The sequence below is a fragment of the Rugosibacter aromaticivorans genome, assembly GCF_000934545.1.
In the GTDB taxonomy this organism is placed as follows: Bacteria; Pseudomonadota; Gammaproteobacteria; order Burkholderiales; family Rhodocyclaceae; genus Rugosibacter; species Rugosibacter aromaticivorans.
Genome location: NZ_CP010554.1, coordinates 1846737 through 1863652, shown reverse-complemented (window position 1 = coordinate 1863652; position 16916 = coordinate 1846737). Strand labels below are relative to the sequence as shown.

Here is a 16916-nt window from a genome sequence, read left to right as displayed (position 1 = left end):
CCTAATGGCAAGAGCCGCGCAGCCACATCCTCTCGAAATCGTCAGCGGCTTCCGGGTGGCCGAAATGATAGCCCTGCGCAAGCTGGCATCCCAACGCCAGAAGTACTTCAGCCTGCTTGGCGTGTTCCACGCCTTCGGCAAGCGTTTCGAGTTCCATGCTCCTGCCCATTGCAATGATCGTGCTGACGATCGAATAATCATTGCGATCGTTCAGCATGTCGCGGACGAACGATATGTCGATCTTGAGCTTATGCACTGGGAATCGCTTGAGATAAGTCAGCGAAGAATACCCGGTGCCGAAATCGTCGATGGAGAGCGCAAATCCGGCAGATGCAAGTTCCCGGGTGATCTCGACGGCGCGTTCCGGATCGCGCATCATGCCGCTTTCGGTCAGCTCAAGCTCGATGAGGGAAGGGGCTACGCCGTTCTCGGCGGCAATCCTCAGCATCCGGTCGACAAAGCCGTCGTCCTCGAACTGTCTTGCAGCCACATTCACCGCGACTCTTCCGGGCAGTGGGCATTTCTGTTCTTGCCATCGATGGACCTGGCGACATGCTTCAGCAAGTGCCCATTCACCCAACGTGCTGATCAATCCCCGTTCTTCGGCAATTGGTATGAACTCCACCGGGGAAACCATTCCCCATTCCGCATCATGCCATCGTGCCAGTGCCTCGGCCCCTGTGATTCTACCGCTTGGCAAATGCACCTGGGGCTGATAGTGGAGTTGCAGTTGTCCGGCCGCGAGCGCGGTCTCCAGCCGATGTGCGATCGCCAGCGTTCTTTCCAGGTCCGTGCCCATTTCCGCACGGTAGAAGCGGTAACCTCCGCCACCGGCCTTGGCGCGGTACATCGCGATATCGGCGTGTTTGAGCAGTTCTTCGGGAGAGCGTCCATCCTCCGGAAAAATGGCGATCCCAATGCTGGCGGAGACCAGGAAACCCTGACCGTTGACGGGGATCGGCGTGAGAAGGGCGTTGCCGATGCGGTCCGCGATCCGGGTCGCCGCCTCGCCCGAGTCGGAGGCGATGATCACGAATTCATCCCCGGAAAGCCTGGCGAGCGTCTCCTCTTCCCGCAGCGCCTGACGGAAGCGGCGCGCGACTTCCGAAAGCACGCGGTCCCCTGCGTTGTGCCCCTGGGTGTCATTGATTTCCTTGAACCGGTCGAGGTCGAGAAACAACAGGGACAACCGCTGATTGCGCCGCTCCGCGGCGGCAAGCTCGTGTTTCAGCCGATCCATGAACAAGGCGCGGTTGGGCAGCCCGGTCAGCGGGTCGTAAAGCGCCAGGTATTCGATCCGCGCCTCAGTCGCCTTGCGCTCGGTGATATCCTGGACCGTACCGACCGCCTTGAGTGGATGACCATCAGCGTCAAACTCGATCTCGGCGCGCTCTTCTACCCAACGCGTGGTTTTGTCAACCAAAATCCGATGCTGAACGTGATAGGGCGCCCCCTTGGCTGCGGCCTGCCATGCCGCATCGACCATCTCACGCTCCTCGGAGTGTACGCAGGCGAGAAATGCCTCATAACTGAGCAGCGTATCCACCGGCAGCCCGAAAATGCGATACACCTCGGGGGACCAGGCGATCTCTCCAGTCTTGAAATCGAGTTGCCAACTTCCGATATGCGCGACCGCCTGCGCACGCAGCAGGGTGGCCTCGCTCTCCTTGAGCGCCTGCTGCAACCGGGCCTGCTCGGTCATGTCTTCCACGATCATGAGCAAACGGGCTTCTTCTTCTTCTTCTTCTTCTTCCGCAAGACGAATGCCAGTGAGGGTAACGCGCACTGGCATGCGCAGCGTGCCTGTGGCCAGTCCCATCTCGAACGGCAGGTCATGCTGGGCTGTGCCTGAACTGCGCACCTCGGTCAATCGGGCTTCGAGGCCTTCGGCGGCAATGAGCGTCAGCAGAGGCCGGCCGTGCATGTCGGCCTCCGTCAGATCGAAACGCCTGAGAAATGCCCGGTTCGCGGAAAGGACGATGAAATCGGAGGTCAGCACGACCAGCCCGTCGGGAATGGCCGAAAACACCAGTTCCGCGTATTCCTTGAGCGCCAGAATGGCCTGCCGGTCGGCGTGGATATAGGTGTCGATCGCCAGTCCCATATCCAGCAGGACGATCTTGAGGAGAGACTGGAGGGCAGGCAGCCGTTCATGATCGTCTTCCACCCGTTGCCAGATCTCGGGCAGCAGATCGACGAGATACTTGGCATAGGCACCGAGATACCACTGGGTCTCCAAACCAATGCGCTGGTGAGCGATTCCGACACGCAATCGGTGGCGGATATAGTCGGGGCCGTATTCACCGGCGGTCAGTGTGTCGAAGTACTCGGCCTGGGTTTGCTTCAGGCGCTCCAGCGTTTGGTCGTCCGGGATGAAGCGGCGCGTCTCCGGAAAGCGCAGCATGTGGTCATAGAAGCTCTGGGCGAATTGCGATCCCAGCCCTTTAAGCGCTTCGTGAAGTTTCCGGAGGTGATCGATATCCGTGTCCGAAAAACCGAGAAACGCCTTGCGTGTGGCGACCGCTGTTCCATCCAGTCCCAGAACGGCCATCATGGCCTCGACGGCTTCACCGATCGGCTTCATTCCTCCCACCCTCGCCACCACTCATTCAGACGAGACGAAGTTGCCGTCGGGCTTGCTTGCTTGCTTGCTTGCTTGCTTGCTTGCTTGCGCAAGGTTTCTTCCATCTTGTTTTCCGCCCTTCTGTTATTCTTGTCTGTTCTTGGCAGTCTGATTGGACTGGGATCCGGGGTGTGTTTGTTATTGTATCAGCAGGCTGCGCATTTTCTATGGACTCATCCGATTGCATGGCGGCGGCGCGCCGAAGGTCTCGCAGAACACTCGGTACAACTCCCGCTCTACCCAGCGCCATCCGTCGCTCACTTGGCGAAACCGCACCCGTGCGTTGCCCTCGGCGATGCAGCGATACAGCAGCGGGTTATCACTGCTTCCGCGCAGGTGATCGCCCAGGCGCTTGCGCAGGTCGCGCGTCGAACCAATGTAGACGACACGCGTCCGCTCCGGGGACACCGATTGACCGTCAGCCACGGTACGATCTTCCAGACTTGCCGCTGACCGGATTTCATACACGCCAGGATGTGGCGGCATAAAGGCGGACAGTGCCTGCGGCGTCATGGGCAGTAACGGGGAGAATCCTTCGGTAGCCACCAGATAATCCTTGCGCTCGCCCCGGCGGCGCCAGTATGGGATGGCCAATTGATGCCGTATGGCCGCTACCGAGCGTCGCGAAAGAGAGACCCCATATTGCTGCCACAGAAACGCGACGATAGCGTCGTCGGACAACGGATGGGCTATATGTCCTTCCAGGATCAGCGTTTTTTCCCTTTTTATCAGAAAATCAATTCGATGACAATGAAGTTGCCGATCGTTGGGAAACAGCACGTTCAACGGCAGGGTTCTTCCATCCGTCATTTTGAACGATAGTCCGCGAATGAGGCGAGACAGGCGGCCTGCATCCGCGACCAGGGGGAGATTACTGCGCTCCGTGAGCATCCTGGACATTCGCGCCTGGGGTAGCGGTACCAGCGAAAGCGGATCGCCCGAGATCAGATAGGATGCCTGGGTGTCGAGCAGCGCTTGTATCAGTCCATGGGTGAGCCGGTTACGGCTGTTGATGAGACGCAGCCGGTGGAGTGTGGCCGTCAGTTCCTTGGGGAGACTGTTGGAGTTTCGCAGGCGCTTGAGTTCGATTTCATCGAACCGGTACTCCCGGACAAAGCTTGGCTTGTGGTAGACAAAGGTTGACTGCCCCTCGGATAGGCGAATTTCTCCCAGCGTTTGCGACGATGAGGCCGGGTTGCCAACCGTCTCGCAACTGACCGAGGTATCGAGGAGATTGGTCGGTTTTACCCACGGACTGAGTGCCAAAAAATACGGCGAAGACTCGATTTTCGCTACACAACGGTCATAGGTCTTGAGCGGTAGGGTCAGGAATCTGGCGAGAACGATTTTGCCGAGGGTAGCGGCATCCAGGTTGTTGTTATTTTTGTGAGCCACAAATACTTCAATGGATTGTCCGAATGGCGATATTCCGCATCGGAAGATATTCCAGCACGTGTTTTTTTATTGGTCAGCGCCCAGCGCGTAAAAACTACCAGGCAAAACCACCAGGCAGAGGACGACATTATTTTGCTCAAACGCAAGCAGATCGTGAAGTAACCTTCTGTTGCGGCGGCAAGCGCCTCAAGAATGGTGCAAGTATCTCATGCCGCATTCATAATAACTATCATTATCAAGAACGCCATTTTTTCGCGATAAATCTGGTGGCAAATAATCGTGCCGAGGAAATGTGCGGCGAATCATCGTATTCATTAAATGGCGCTCGCGTGATGGTAGAGTAAAAGGACAAGCGTCATGGAAAGGGAAGGGCGATGGCTGACATATTGACCCCGGATAAAATGGCGGATCTGCTCCGCATCCAGCCCGAGCAGGTGCATGAGCTTCTGGATCGTGGAGAGCTTCCATTCTTCGAGGTCTGCGGGAGCGCCGGATTCTCCCGGAGGATGTGACTGCGTTCGTCGCCAAGGGAGTGGAGGCCAAGCAGGCGAGTGTTCTTGGGAACCCGGTGAATCGGTTCAGCGCGATCGCTCGCGCAATCGTCGAGGACCATTCGCTCAGGGAACAGCTTACCGCCCTCGACGTGGCTTCGGGCACCTTCGGCGACCTACTCAGGAATACAGCCATGTCGGCCGTCACCGGCAGTGTTTTACGGGAAGGTAGTGTGGTGCCTTTCCCGAACCGCACTGAATGGCAAGGGTTGGGGTAGCCCGGAGAGACCGAACTGCTCCGGCTTCACCCAGGCATAGTTCGCGGCAATCGATTTTTTGAGGATCGATCTGTCCGGACTCACGGCGGAGATCATGGCGAACATCAAAATGCTCCATGCTGGAACGATGAGTCAGCAGATTCAGTCAGCTCGCTATGCGACCCAAAGCGAGCCAATCACAGGATGCTGACGCCGGACTTTCGATAGATACCCAATAAAAAAGCCGCTCAAAGCGGCTTTTTTATTGGGTATTTTCTATTGGGCTTGGCCGGGTTACTTAACCAAGCCAGATCTGTTGCAAAACTAAAGGTAAATCACCGCAGGGAACACCGTAACTGCAAGCAGTAAAACAACCCATTCAAAATTGTGACGTGCCAGGTAACCCGTAAAGTGCATTACTAGTATGGTGATGGCAATAATGTAGTAAAGAATAAATAGCATAGAGTTTTCAGTTCGAAATGAAGGTCGGGAAAATCTATTGAATTATGAAAGACACGTTTCAGGATATCCAAGTAGCCGATACACTAACTAATATATTAATACGATATACGCCAAAAATCCTGGTATTCATTGTCTGCAGGCAAGGGTTGTAAACCTCATGTCGCCAAGTTTACACCGAATTTGGTTTGGCTCGTTATCGAGCTGATCTGTACTGTCCTGTGGTGATTGGGAAAAAATCAGGACCATGGTGCCCGGGTGAATTTTTAAAGTGAGTTACAATTTTTAAAAGTAGACAATAGTAAAAGAATTGTACAGAGGAGTTCATTGATGTCTGGTAAGTTCTTTGAGAATTATTTGGACGAACTTCGCGCGCATCGTGAAATTGAAGATACGTTGAAGCGGTTTATTCGCGGCATAGATAGACAAGACTGGAAGCTTGCGTTATCGACCTATCACGATGGCGCGCAGGATGAGCACGGGTTTTTCAACGGCCCGGCGGACGAGTTTTTAAAGCGCGTTGCCCAGGCTCATACGCACCAGGATCACTCGATGCACTTCATGTCCAATTTGCTAATCGACTTTCTGGCCCGTGACGTCGCGGTGGTTGAATCGTACTTTTTGGTGTTTCAGCGATTTAGCCAGGAAGCGCCAGGGGTGGTTCAGGGCAATCGTGGGGTACGGAAATTTGCTACCGCCCGCTATATTGACCGGTTTGAAGAACGCAATGGGGCATGGCGTGTTGCGCACCGGGTATTGGTTCTTGGTGACATGCAGGAAGAACAGATCACTTCACCGCTCGCACTGCCCGCTGGTTTTGTGATGCAAAAGCACAGTATGGAAGATTATCTCTATCAAGCGCTTGATTCATGATCGCCAGGAGGACCAACGCGCGTGCGTAAGGTTAATAAAGTAGTGCGCAAGTAATAACAAACACGGTAGATAACCTGTTTAGAAGAAGAGGGGTGGTACGTGCTAAGCAAAGCGAATAACCGGCTGATTACCGAAACGGGGCAGGGAACACCGATGGGACGGTTGATGCGGGAATACTGGGTGCCAATACTTCGGTCATCGCAAGTTGAGCCAGGGGGAGCGCCACTCCGTATTACCGTGATGGGCGACAAGTATGTCGCGTTCCGTTTACGTAGTGGTGAAGCTGGTGTGATGGATGAAGCTTGTCCGCACCGGGGCGCATCGTTAGCGTTAGCGCGTAATGAAGAGACTGGCCTGCGCTGCATTTATCACGGCTGGAAAATGGCACCATCGGGCACGTTGCTCGATGCACCAACGCATCCAGCAGATGCACCATTGCATGAGATTAAAACCAGGGCGCATCCGGTGCATGAGGGGCAGGGAATTATCTGGGCCTGGCTAGGTGAGGGCACAGCGCCGCAATTTCGCCCATTGTCATTCACTGACTTGCCGGATAACCATGTGATTGCCGCAACGGCAGTTGTTAACTGTAATTGGCTGCATCCGCTGGAAACCTTATGGGATGTGTTTCACGCGCAGATATTGCACAATCAAACCAATCGTAACTCTAGTCGCGGGAATGCCTATTTTTCTAGTTCCGGACGGCGTACGGATAGTGGCATTGAGTTTGATTACCCCGAAATGCGTGCACATTCGACGGATTACGGTTTTGCTTATGCGAATCATGATGCCGCCAAGACAACGCATTTTCATTTCATCATGCCGTTTATTCAACATCATGCGATTAGCCCCGGCGCGAAGGCTGATAAAGGATTGCAAATCAGTGTGCCCATTGATGACGATCATGCGATGCTTTGGATGATTTTCTATAACCGTCATACCCCTTTGCAGCCTGACGGCTTTGCCATGCAAAATCTGGCGAGCATTCCCAATCTCAATAATTTTCTGGAAGAGTTGGGTGAACGTACGGCTGACAACCGATGGGGGCAGCAACGTGACGCCGTTGATCGGGGCGAAAGCTTTGCTGGATTTGGCGGCAAGAAAACAACGTTGATCAATATTTTTGCAGAAGATCTGGCGGTTATCGAAAGCCAGGGGCGAGTAGATCGTTCTCGGGAATATCTTGCACCCGTCGATCTGGCGTTGGTAAAGGGCCGCAAAACCCTGGTCGATGCAGTCAAAGCGTACGAGCGCGGCGAGGTTCCTCTTGGCCGCGATAGTGACTTGACCGCCATTGAAGGAGGGTTCGATGTTGGCGCGTCCAGCCCTTAGAGGCCGTAAGTCCTGTTGCCTTTTAAATGCTATTGATAATGCAAACAAGGCTATTCGATTCAATTGAGTCATCACAAGAGTCATCACAAAATTGAGCTATAACAACCCGGAGGAAACCCAAAGTGACCACTTCTTTTCGTCTGCTGACTTATACGCGTGACACCCAGCCGCATGACACCCAGCCTGTAGGTGCGGTGTTCATGAATGGTCAGGTGTATGACCTGGCGGATGCTTTACCCAGGGCCCCTACCGTGCTTGATGTGCTTAATGATTGGGAAAATACGCAAAAAGAGCTGGCTGCGCTGGCTAAGGATGCAACCCGACTCGCTAAATTCACTGGCCGCTCGTTGGGTACAGTGACTTATCTGCCACCAGTGCTGTATCCAAATGGTATTTACTGTTCCGGCGCGAATTACACCGACCATCTGGCAGAAATGTGCAAAGCCTTTAACGCGCCACCAGAGCCGGATCCGCATGATATTGGCATGCCCCCTTGGTTGTTTATTCGAACAGCACGCAACACCATGGTGGGCCATCAGGCGCAGGTAAGCATTCCTGCCTATACAAAAAAAATGGATTGGGAGCTGGAAGTGGCTGTTGTCATTGGCCGTGAGTGCAAGGAAGTGACAGAAACCGATGCGATGGATTATGTCGCTGGCTACACCATCATCAATGATTTATCGGCGCGCGATTTCATGAAGCGGCCCAAAGCCACGCCGGGCTCAGCCCTTGAATATGACTGGATCAGCCAGAAAAATTTTGATGGCTCGTGTCCCACAGGCCCTTGGATCGTGCCGCGTGATGACATTGCGAACCCCATGGATCTGGATTTGAAACTCTGGGTCAATGACACGCTGATGCAAGACTCCAGCACCAGCAAGATGATTTTTAACTATGCCGAGCTGGTGTCATTTCTGTCCCAACGCTTCACGCTCTATCCTGGCGACATTGTGGCGACGGGCACGCCAGCCGGCGTTGGCATGCCGCGCGGAATTTTTCTCCAGCGGGGCGATAAAGTGCGCATCGCTGTTGAAAACATTGGAGAGCTAACCACCACGCTCATTTGATGTGTTGCGCACAACGCTACAAGATAAATAAATGGTGCGGGGTACATGGTGCAGGATACAGGGCGTTGTGCCAAAAAAATTACGGATCAACGATCAGGCCAGTGGGTTTGAGTTTGAACGGAATTTCCTGCCCGCGGCGCGCGCGGCTGCCGTGAAAAGCGGCTTGAGCGCGTGGCTCAAGCAGCGCTTCAAGCGCTTTACCTGCACGACCGATGCCTTGTATTCGCAAGGGTTTTGCTTCCACGACAGCCACACCTGCCAGGGCATCGTTCTTGGCTAAATCCAGCAGCATGAGGCCGCGACCGCGAGCCATTTCCTTGAGCTCGGCAAGTGCAAAGATCAGTAGTCTGCCGCTTTCAGAGAGCGCGGCCACTGCTTGATTCCGTGTCCCCGCAGAAGACTTGCTATGCGGCGTATTACCAGCGCCGACTTTTGCAGGTGACAAAGGGCGCTCGCCTTTTTCTAGCGATAAAAATACTTTGCCGGCTTTATTGCGCGACATCATGTCCGCAACGCGGGTGATAAAGCCATAAGCACCTGAGCTGGCGATCAGATATTTATCCTCTGGCATGGCGCTGATTACTTGCGCCAGTTTGCCACCCTCCTGAAAATCGAGCAGCGTATTAAGCGGTGCGCCATCGCCGCGGCCACTGGGCAAGTCAGCGACTTTCAGACTATAGCTGCGGCCGTTGTCATCAATGATGACCAGCGGCCAAATCGTGCGTGAGAGGGTGATCCAGCCGGCGGAATCGCCTGCTTTATAGGTTAGTGTTGCGGGGTCAATCTCATGCCCCTGGCGCACGCGCACCCAGCCATTTTTTGAAATGATGACTGTGACGGGTTCATCCGGTGCGGATACTTCACGATTCGTGGTGGCGGATTCGGCTTGCATCAGCGTGCGGCGATCGTCACCGAAACGCTTGGCATCTTCGCTGATTTCCTTGAGGATCAGGCGCGTCGTTTCCGCGCGTGATTCGAGCAGGGTGATCAGTTGTCCGTGTTCTTTGCGCAGCTCGTTAAGCTCCTTCTCGATGCGAATACCTTCCAGGCGCGCCAACTGGCGCAGACGAATGTCGAGAATGTCTTCGGCTTGTATTTCGGTCAAACCAAAGCGTGCAATGAGATCAGCCTTGGGGTCGTCCGCTTCGCGTATGCAGCGGATGACTTCATCAATGCGTAAAAAAACCAGCATGCGCCCTTCAAGAATATGCATGCGACGTTCAACTTCAGCGAGTCGATGGCGGGTACGGCGCTCTACCGTGGCGAAACGATAGGCGACCCATTCGCGGAGAATCTGCAACAGATTTTTCTGTCGCGGACGGCCACCGTGTTCGCCATACAGCCCCATCATGGTCAGATTCACCGAAACATTCGATTCGAGGCTGGTGTGTGCTAAAAGTATCCCCATGAATTCATCCTGGGCAAGGCGCGAACTTTTCGGCTCCAGCACGATGCGCACGGCTTGTTGATCGCTCGACTCGTCGCGCACGGTGTCAAGCACGCCCAGCACCAGCGCCTTGAGATTTCTTTGCTCCTGGCCGAGATCTTTCTTGCCTGCACGAGGTTGCGGGTTGGTCAGGCTTTCGATTTCAGATAACACCTGGGCGACAGAAACGCCATGTGGCAGCTCATACACCACCACGCGCCATTGGCCACGGGCGAGTTCTTCCACGCGCCAGCGCGCACGCATGCGCACGCTGCCACGTCCGTTCGCATACATCTCGCGAATGTCGGCGGCAGGCGAGATGATCTGCCCGCCACCGGGAAAATCCGGCCCTGGCAACACGGCGAGCACTTCTTCCAGCGTGGCGTTGGGTTTTTTGATGAGCAGGCGCGTGGCCTCGGCCACTTCGCGGAGGTTGTGCGGCGGAATTTCCGTCGCCATACCCACCGCGATGCCGGAAGCGCCATTGAGCAGTACGAAGGGCAGGCGGGCGGGCAGCAGTTGCGGCTCGGTGGTGGAACCATCATAGTTGGGCAGAAAATCCACCGTGCCGCGATCAATTTCCGCGAGCAGCAATTCGGCAATCGGTGTCAGGCGGCATTCGGTATAGCGCATGGCCGCTGCGCCATCGCCATCGCGTGAGCCGAAGTTGCCCTGGCCATCGATCAGCGGATAGCGCAGCGTGAAATCCTGCGCCACGCGTACCATCGCATCATAGATGCTGGTGTCGCCATGCGGATGGTATTTGCCGATCACGTCCCCCACCACGCGCGCGCTTTTCACGTGCTTTGCGCTGGCGGCAAGACGCATTTCATTCATTGCGTGAAGGATGCGGCGCTGCACGGGCTTCAAGCCATCCTCCACCTGTGGCAATGCGCGCCCGCGCACCACGCTCATCGCATAGGCGAGATAGGCGCGCTCGGCGTAAGTATCCAGCGCCAGCGAATTACCGTCGTCAAAACCGTCATCAAAAGTCTTGAGTCTGTCGCTGGGCGACGCTGGTGGTGCGGCGGGTGGCGGCGGATTATCGTCCGCCAGGTGATCGAACAGGTCGGGAGTTTGAGTGCTCATACTGGTTTTTCCGGGTGCGATCTACATCGCTAATGAATAAGGGTAAAGAACTGTTCGCAGAGGATTCGGCAGACAGGGACCGTACGATATCAAAATGAAAGGCATGAAAGGCCACCGGTCTGACAATTTGTTACAAAGAGATCGACGATTTGCCACGATGGTTTTCGCGCCAGGCTCTGGCAGCCGCTAAAATAAGCGCTTCCTGAAGTTAATCCCAAGAGTTGCCGGTTATCGCGCGAGCTGTCGGGGTGCATCGCTGTTATCTCCCATTATCGACGAAATCCGACCATGACATCCCGCCTTCGCCTCTGGTTACGCTCTCTGGGCCCGGGCCTGATCACGGGCGCGGCGGACGACGATCCCAGTGGCATCGCCACTTATTCGCAAGCCGGCGCGCAATACGGCTTTGGCATGCTGTGGACGCTGCCATTTACTTATCCGTTGATGGTCAGCATACAAATGGTCAGCGCACGCATTGGCCGCGTCACCGGGCGTGGCCTGGCGGCCAACCTGCGGCTCAGTTACCCACGCTGGGTTGCTCTGCCGTTAGTGCTGCTGTTGCTGATGGCAAATACCATCAACATCGCCTCCGACATCGCGGCGATGGCGGATGCTGTGCATCTCGTCGCGGGCGGCCCAAGCAATGTGTACGCGGTGGCGTTCGGTATGCTGTGTCTGCTGTTGCAAATATTCATTCCCTATGAACGTTACGTGCGGGTGCTCAAGTGGCTGACGTTGTCGCTGTTCGCCTATGTCGGCACCTTGTTTTTTGTGCATGTGCCGTGGACTACCGTGCTGCTCGATACGCTATGGCCGAAAATCGAGCATACGAGCGACTATCTGGGTCTGGTGGTCAGCATTTTCGGCACAACGATCAGTCCGTACATGTTTTTCTGGCAGGCTGGCCAGGAAGTGGAAGAAATGGGACGGCGGCCCCGAGTCAGCGCGCTGATGAGGCGTCCTGAAGATGCCACCCGCCAGTTGGCGCGCATCAGGCTGGATACTGTGCTGGGCATGGGTTTTTCGCAATCGGTGGCCTTCTTCATCATGCTCACAACGGCGGTGACGCTGCATGTGCATGGCATAAATGACATTCAAACCTCGGCGCAAGCGGCGGCGGCGCTGCGGCCGATTGCCGGCGATTACGCCTTTGTGCTGTTTGCTGCTGGCATTGTCGGTACGGGCTTGTTGGCGGTGCCTGTGCTGGCCGGATCAGCGGCCTACGCGGTGGCAGAGTTTTTTCGTTGGCGCACGGGGCTTGGCCTCAAACCTGCGGCAGCCAAGGGCTTTTATTCCATTATTGCCATCTCTACCTTGCTTGGCGTGCTGCTTGATTTCAGTTCGCTTGACCCGATGAAGGCGCTGTTGTGGAGCGCGATGATCAACGGTGTTGTCGCGGTGCCGTTGATGGCGGTAATGATGCACATGTCCGGACGCGAGAAAATGATGGGCCGCTTTGTCGGTTCGCCGCGCTTGCGCTGGATGGGCTGGCTGGCGACGGCTGTCATGGCGCTGGCGACGCTGGCTTTCGGCATTACCAACTGGTATGGCTGATATTGTGCCGATATTGCTGTTGCGTCCTGCGCCGCGGAGTGCGCCTATTCGTAGTGCAAGGCATCAATCGGCAGTAGACGCGAGGCTTTGCGCGCCGGATAGTAGCCGAAGAAAACACCGATGACTGCGGCGAAACCGGCGGCCAGAATAATGGCGGTGGCCGACAATGCCGTGGGCCAGCCAGCCAGTGTGGCAATCAATAGGGCGGTGCTGATGCCGAGCACAATGCCGATGAGCCCGCCTATCACCGAAAGGGTGACGGCTTCGACCAGAAATTGCGTCAGGATGTCGCGGCCACGCGCACCGACAGCCATGCGTAAACCAATTTCACGCGTGCGCTCGGTGACCGAGACCAGCATGATGTTCATGATGCCAATGCCGCCGACCAGCAGCGAGACAGAAGCCACGGCAGCCAGCAGCAGCGCCATGATTTTTGACGACGCTTCTTGCGCTTGCAGAATTTCCGACAGGTTGCGCACGTAAAAGTCGTCATCCTGGCCGGGTTGCAGGCGATGACGCTGGCGCAGCAATTCCCTCATGCGCGCTTCGGCTTGCGACATGTCTGCCTCGTCTTTGACCTTGACCATGATCGAGTTAACGCTACGCGATTTGGCTTGTGTCACGCCGATCACGCGGGTTCTGGCTGTGCTGATCGGCATCAGCAAGGTATCGTCCTGATCCTGGCCCATCATGTTTTGGCCTTTGCGTTCCAGCACGCCGATCACGGTGAGCGGTACCTTGCGCACGCGAATCACCTGGTCGAGCGGGCTGGCAGCGCCAAACAGGTTTTCCGCCACGGTTTGCCCGATCAGGACAACCTTGCTGCTGCCATTCATTTCCGCGGGTTCAAAGCTCCGCCCTTCGGCGATAGGCCATTCGCGCACTTCAAGGTATTCTGGCGTGATGCCGTAGAAAACCGTCGACCAATTGGCATTACCAGCGATCACCTGGCCTGCGCCGCGCAGCGTGGGCGCGGCGGCCTGAATATCGTCAATCTCGCGCATCATGGCGGTAGCATCATCTTCAAAAATCGTCGGCTGCGAGCCGGAGCCGCCACGTGCGCCGCCCGATGTCACCGAGCCGGACAACACCATGATGATATTCGAGCCGAGGCTCCTGATCTGCTCTTCCACCCGCGACTGTGCCCCGTTGCCGACGGCAATCATCACAATCACTGCCGCCACACCGATGATGATGCCGAGCATGGTCAGCGCCGAGCGCATCTTGTTGATACGCAGGGCGAGCAGAGCGACACGCAGGGTGGCGGCAAAGTTCATGCGGTGCCTTGGTTAGCTATGGAAGCCATGGTCAGCAACGCGGCCGCATCGTTGGGTGTGTTGGCTTTATCTTCAATGACCAGACCATCACGGAAGCTGATGATGCGGCTGGCGAAAAGCGCAATATCGTGTTCATGCGTCACCAGCACGATAGTGATGCCTTCGCGGTTGAGTTGCTGCAACAACGCCATGATCTCGGTGCTGGTGCGGCTATCGAGCGCGCCGGTGGGCTCGTCCGCCAGCACCAGTTGCGGGTTGCAGACCAGCGCGCGGGCAATGGCCACGCGCTGCTGCTGGCCGCCGGAAAGCTGCGCGGGATGGTGATCCATATGCTCGGCCAGCCCCACCTGCGCCAGCCGTTGTTTGGCGCGGGCGGAGCGCTCGGCAACGGGTAGCTGGCTATAGAGCAGGGGCAGGGCGGCATTGTCGAGCGCCGAGGTGCGGGCCAACAAGTTGAAGTGCTGGAAGACAAAGCCAATTTGCCGATTGCGCACCTTTGCGAGTTCATCGCTGGAGAGTTGCGAGACTTCCCGTGTCCCCAGCCGATAGCGGCCACGGCTGGGCTGGTCAAGACAGCCGAGCAGATTCATGAACGTGGATTTGCCCGAACCGGACGGCCCCATGACCGCGACAAATTCGCCGACGGCAATATTCAGGGTCACACCACGCAAGGCTTGCACGAGGGTGCTGCCCATCTGGTAGTCCTTGGCCAGTCCGTCAACCTGAATCAGTGCCGCCATGTCGCGAGATTAAAACATGCGCGGGCCGGGCGCGCCTGCGGATTTGCCGCGTGACGCGTTTTGCAGCCCGATGATGACTTCGCTGCCTGCCTTGATCCTCCCATTATCCGCAGGAGGACTGACAATAATTTCCGTCATGCTGCCCTCGGTGAGGCCGAGGCGCACTGCGACGGCACTGGGCTTGCCGTCTTTATCCAGCACCCATAGATTTGAATCCGCTTTCGGACTTGAGTCCGCTGTCGGGCGGCTGCCATTGCTGCTGTCTTCCCCTCGACGAAAAGTCGGCGCTGGTGACACGCCACGTGGCAAGTCCCCTTGGGGGACGGTGCGAGACGAGTCACCACGGGCGGCGGGGATGCTCTTTTCTTCGCCCTTTTCATCACCCGTCGTAGGCGGGCGGAAGCGTAGCGCGGCATTGGGCACTTTGAGCACGTTATCCTTGTGTGCCGTGATAATGCGTACATTGGCTGTCATGCCAGGCAGCAAAATAAGATCGGGATTAGCGGCGGAAACAACGACGGTGTAGCTCACGACATTGGAGACAATGGACGCTGCCTTGCGCACTTGCGTAACCTGTCCCGCAAAATGCTGCCCGGGAAACGCGTCGACGGTAAAGCTCACGCTCTGGCCTGGCTGAATGCGGCCAACGTCCGCCTCATCAACGGAAGTTTCCACCTGCATGTCGGTCAGACTTTTGGCAATGATGAAAAGCTCCGGCGCCTGAAGGCTGGCGGCAACAGTTTGCCCCGTGTCCACACTGCGTTTGACCACTACGCCATCCACCGGCGAGCGAATTTCGGTGCGACCGAGATCAACCTGCGCCTGGGCCAGCAAAGCCTGACGCTGACGCACTTGCGCTGCGCCGCTGAGCGCCTGGGCTTGGGCAACCCGCAGCGCCGCCACCGCCGCATCGAACGTGGTTTGCGCCTTGTCAAGATCGGCTGGCGAAATGAATTTCTTTTCCACCAGCAACTTTTTGCGCGCGTAATCGCGTTGGGCATCGGTCAGATTCGCCTGCACGCGGAGGACATCCGCCTGCTGCATGGCCAGGTTAGCCCGTGCAGCTTCTGTGTCCGCCTGAGCCTGAATCACTCGCTGGCGATAGGTTTCCGGATCGAGACGGGCGATCAACTGGCCAGCCTTCACCGGCGAATTGAAATCCACCAGAATTTCTTTTATCTGACCGGAAACCTGCGAGCCAACCTGCACCGAGACCACCGGGTTAAGCGTGCCTGTAGCCGACACAGCGGACGTGATCGGCCCTGCTTCAACCCTGGCCTGCTTGAATTTCAGCGCCTCGCCGCCAGCAGCAAAAAAATGCCAGGCGGCATAAGTGATGGCAGCGAGGATGATCAGGGCAAGCGCGATGAGGCGCGGACGGGAGAAACGAGTGAGCGTTTTCATTGAAGAATTCTAGTCGATTCGCTCTGGCCGCCTATAAGGAAATGTAAAGCGTGGTGTCAGGGGGTGGCTTACAATGTTGCATTGTCAGTGGCGTTTATGTGGTATTCCCGTTACTTATTTTGTTATGAACATGCCTGAAGCGCTTCAGCAAACAACTAACGCCTGGCAGATCGTTACCCATTTGGGTTCGGCGAGTCTGCTGATCCCCACAGTGATTATTACAGTAGCGGGACTGTGGCAGTGCCAGCAGAAGGCGGCTGTCGGTCTTTGGTTATTGGCACTGACCTTGGCGATCCTGATCTGCCTTGCTACGAAGATTGCATTTATCGGGTGGGGGCTCGGTATCGCATCGCTTAACTTTACGGGCATCAGCGGGCACACTTTATTTGCAACGGCTGTTCTGCCGGTGCTGTTCCACTGGCTGATCACATGGCGGCCTTTGCGCTTCCGATTTGCCGGCGCTGGCTTGGGTCTTCTGCTCGCAGTGGCTGTCGGTGTTTCGCGCGTTGTTCTCGGGGCGCACAGCCAGAGCGAGGTCGTCTCTGGTTGGTTGGTCGGCCTGGTGGTCAGTGGTGTAGCGGTGCATGCGCTTCATGAGCGACTTAAACCTCCCCGGTTTGCACTAATGGCCCTGGCTGTGCTGATGTTTGTCTTTGACACGACCACTGCGACCTACCTCCCGACGCACTACTACGAAACCCGGTTGGCGCTGTTTTTATCAAGACATGACAAACCCTATACCCGCCATGAGTTGATGCGACCCGCCACGTGACTTGCATTGTGTAATTGTGCCAAGCTATCCATTAACTGTTTCAGATGATTGCCCCGACGCTTGCCTTGGCGGACATTAAACAAACACGTTCTCGACTGTTATGATTACTGCGATACACTGCAATAAGTGTAGGGTTAAGTCGCTGCTTAGCTGGCTT

Annotated in this window: 13 protein-coding genes; 7 read left to right on the top strand and 6 right to left on the bottom strand. The window is 56.3% G+C overall.

What is annotated here, in order from left to right:
- Position 1: 1 nt before the first annotated feature.
- Together PG1C_RS09340 and PG1C_RS09335 are read right to left on the bottom strand one after the other, a co-directional pair.
- Positions 2-2584, bottom strand: coding sequence for an EAL domain-containing protein (locus PG1C_RS09340; protein WP_202634533.1), 2583 nt, complete (start codon positions 2582-2584; stop codon positions 2-4).
- A 204-nt stretch (positions 2585-2788) separates the two neighbouring features.
- A complete protein-coding gene (locus PG1C_RS09335; protein WP_202634532.1) occupies positions 2789-4018 on the bottom strand; it encodes an RNA polymerase factor sigma-54 in 1230 nt (409 codons plus the stop codon).
- Between the two features lie 23 nt (positions 4019-4041).
- On the opposite strand from PG1C_RS09335, the gene PG1C_RS09330 reads away from it, so the two are divergent.
- The 5 genes from PG1C_RS09330 (at position 4042) to PG1C_RS09310 (ending at position 8497) form a co-directional block, all read left to right on the top strand.
- Positions 4042-4362, top strand: coding sequence for a hypothetical protein (locus tag PG1C_RS09330; RefSeq protein ID WP_202634531.1), 321 nt, complete (start codon positions 4042-4044; stop codon positions 4360-4362).
- 164 nt (positions 4363-4526) lie between these two features.
- Entirely contained in the window at positions 4527-4787 is a 261-nt protein-coding gene (locus PG1C_RS09325; RefSeq protein WP_202634530.1) for a hypothetical protein, read from the top strand.
- A 768-nt stretch (positions 4788-5555) separates the two neighbouring features.
- Positions 5556-6098 (top strand): nuclear transport factor 2 family protein, encoded by a 543-nt coding sequence (locus PG1C_RS09320; protein ID WP_202634529.1) that lies wholly within the window; start codon positions 5556-5558, stop codon positions 6096-6098.
- A gap of 99 nt (positions 6099-6197) precedes the next feature.
- A complete protein-coding gene (locus PG1C_RS09315) occupies positions 6198-7430 on the top strand; it encodes a Rieske 2Fe-2S domain-containing protein (protein ID WP_202634528.1) in 1233 nt (410 codons plus the stop codon).
- Between the two features lie 122 nt (positions 7431-7552).
- The gene (locus PG1C_RS09310; RefSeq protein WP_202634527.1) at positions 7553-8497 is read left to right on the top strand and encodes a fumarylacetoacetate hydrolase family protein; all 945 of its coding nucleotides are present in this window, start codon (positions 7553-7555) and stop codon (positions 8495-8497) included.
- Positions 8498-8576: 79 nt separating this feature from the next.
- Here PG1C_RS09310 and parC read toward each other — a convergent pair whose 3' ends face one another.
- Positions 8577-11012 (bottom strand): DNA topoisomerase IV subunit A, encoded by a 2436-nt coding sequence (gene parC, locus PG1C_RS09305; protein ID WP_202634526.1) that lies wholly within the window; start codon positions 11010-11012, stop codon positions 8577-8579.
- 288 nt (positions 11013-11300) lie between these two features.
- Here parC and PG1C_RS09300 point away from each other — a divergent pair, with 288 nt between their 5' ends.
- Entirely contained in the window at positions 11301-12566 is a 1266-nt protein-coding gene (locus tag PG1C_RS09300; protein WP_202634525.1) for an NRAMP family divalent metal transporter, read from the top strand.
- 44 nt (positions 12567-12610) lie between these two features.
- Here the strand turns inward: PG1C_RS09300 and PG1C_RS09295 are convergent, their stop codons facing one another.
- Genes PG1C_RS09295 through PG1C_RS09285 form a run of 3 tightly spaced genes read right to left on the bottom strand, consistent with a single transcriptional unit; the run spans position 12611 to position 15987 of the window.
- Positions 12611-13843: an ABC transporter permease gene (locus tag PG1C_RS09295; RefSeq protein WP_202634524.1), complete on the bottom strand. Its 1233-nt coding sequence runs from the start codon at positions 13841-13843 to the stop codon at positions 12611-12613.
- Complete coding sequence (locus PG1C_RS09290; protein ID WP_237218133.1) at positions 13840-14583, bottom strand: ABC transporter ATP-binding protein; 744 nt, start codon at positions 14581-14583, stop codon at positions 13840-13842. Before PG1C_RS09290 ends, PG1C_RS09295 begins: the two co-directional genes overlap by 4 nt.
- Before the next feature lie 9 nt (positions 14584-14592).
- Positions 14593-15987, bottom strand: coding sequence for an efflux RND transporter periplasmic adaptor subunit (locus PG1C_RS09285; RefSeq protein WP_202634523.1), 1395 nt, complete (start codon positions 15985-15987; stop codon positions 14593-14595).
- Positions 15988-16117: 130 nt separating this feature from the next.
- Here PG1C_RS09285 and PG1C_RS09280 point away from each other — a divergent pair, with 130 nt between their 5' ends.
- Entirely contained in the window at positions 16118-16759 is a 642-nt protein-coding gene (locus tag PG1C_RS09280) for a phosphatase PAP2 family protein (protein WP_202634522.1), read from the top strand.
- The last annotated feature ends 157 nt before the right edge of the window (positions 16760-16916 follow it).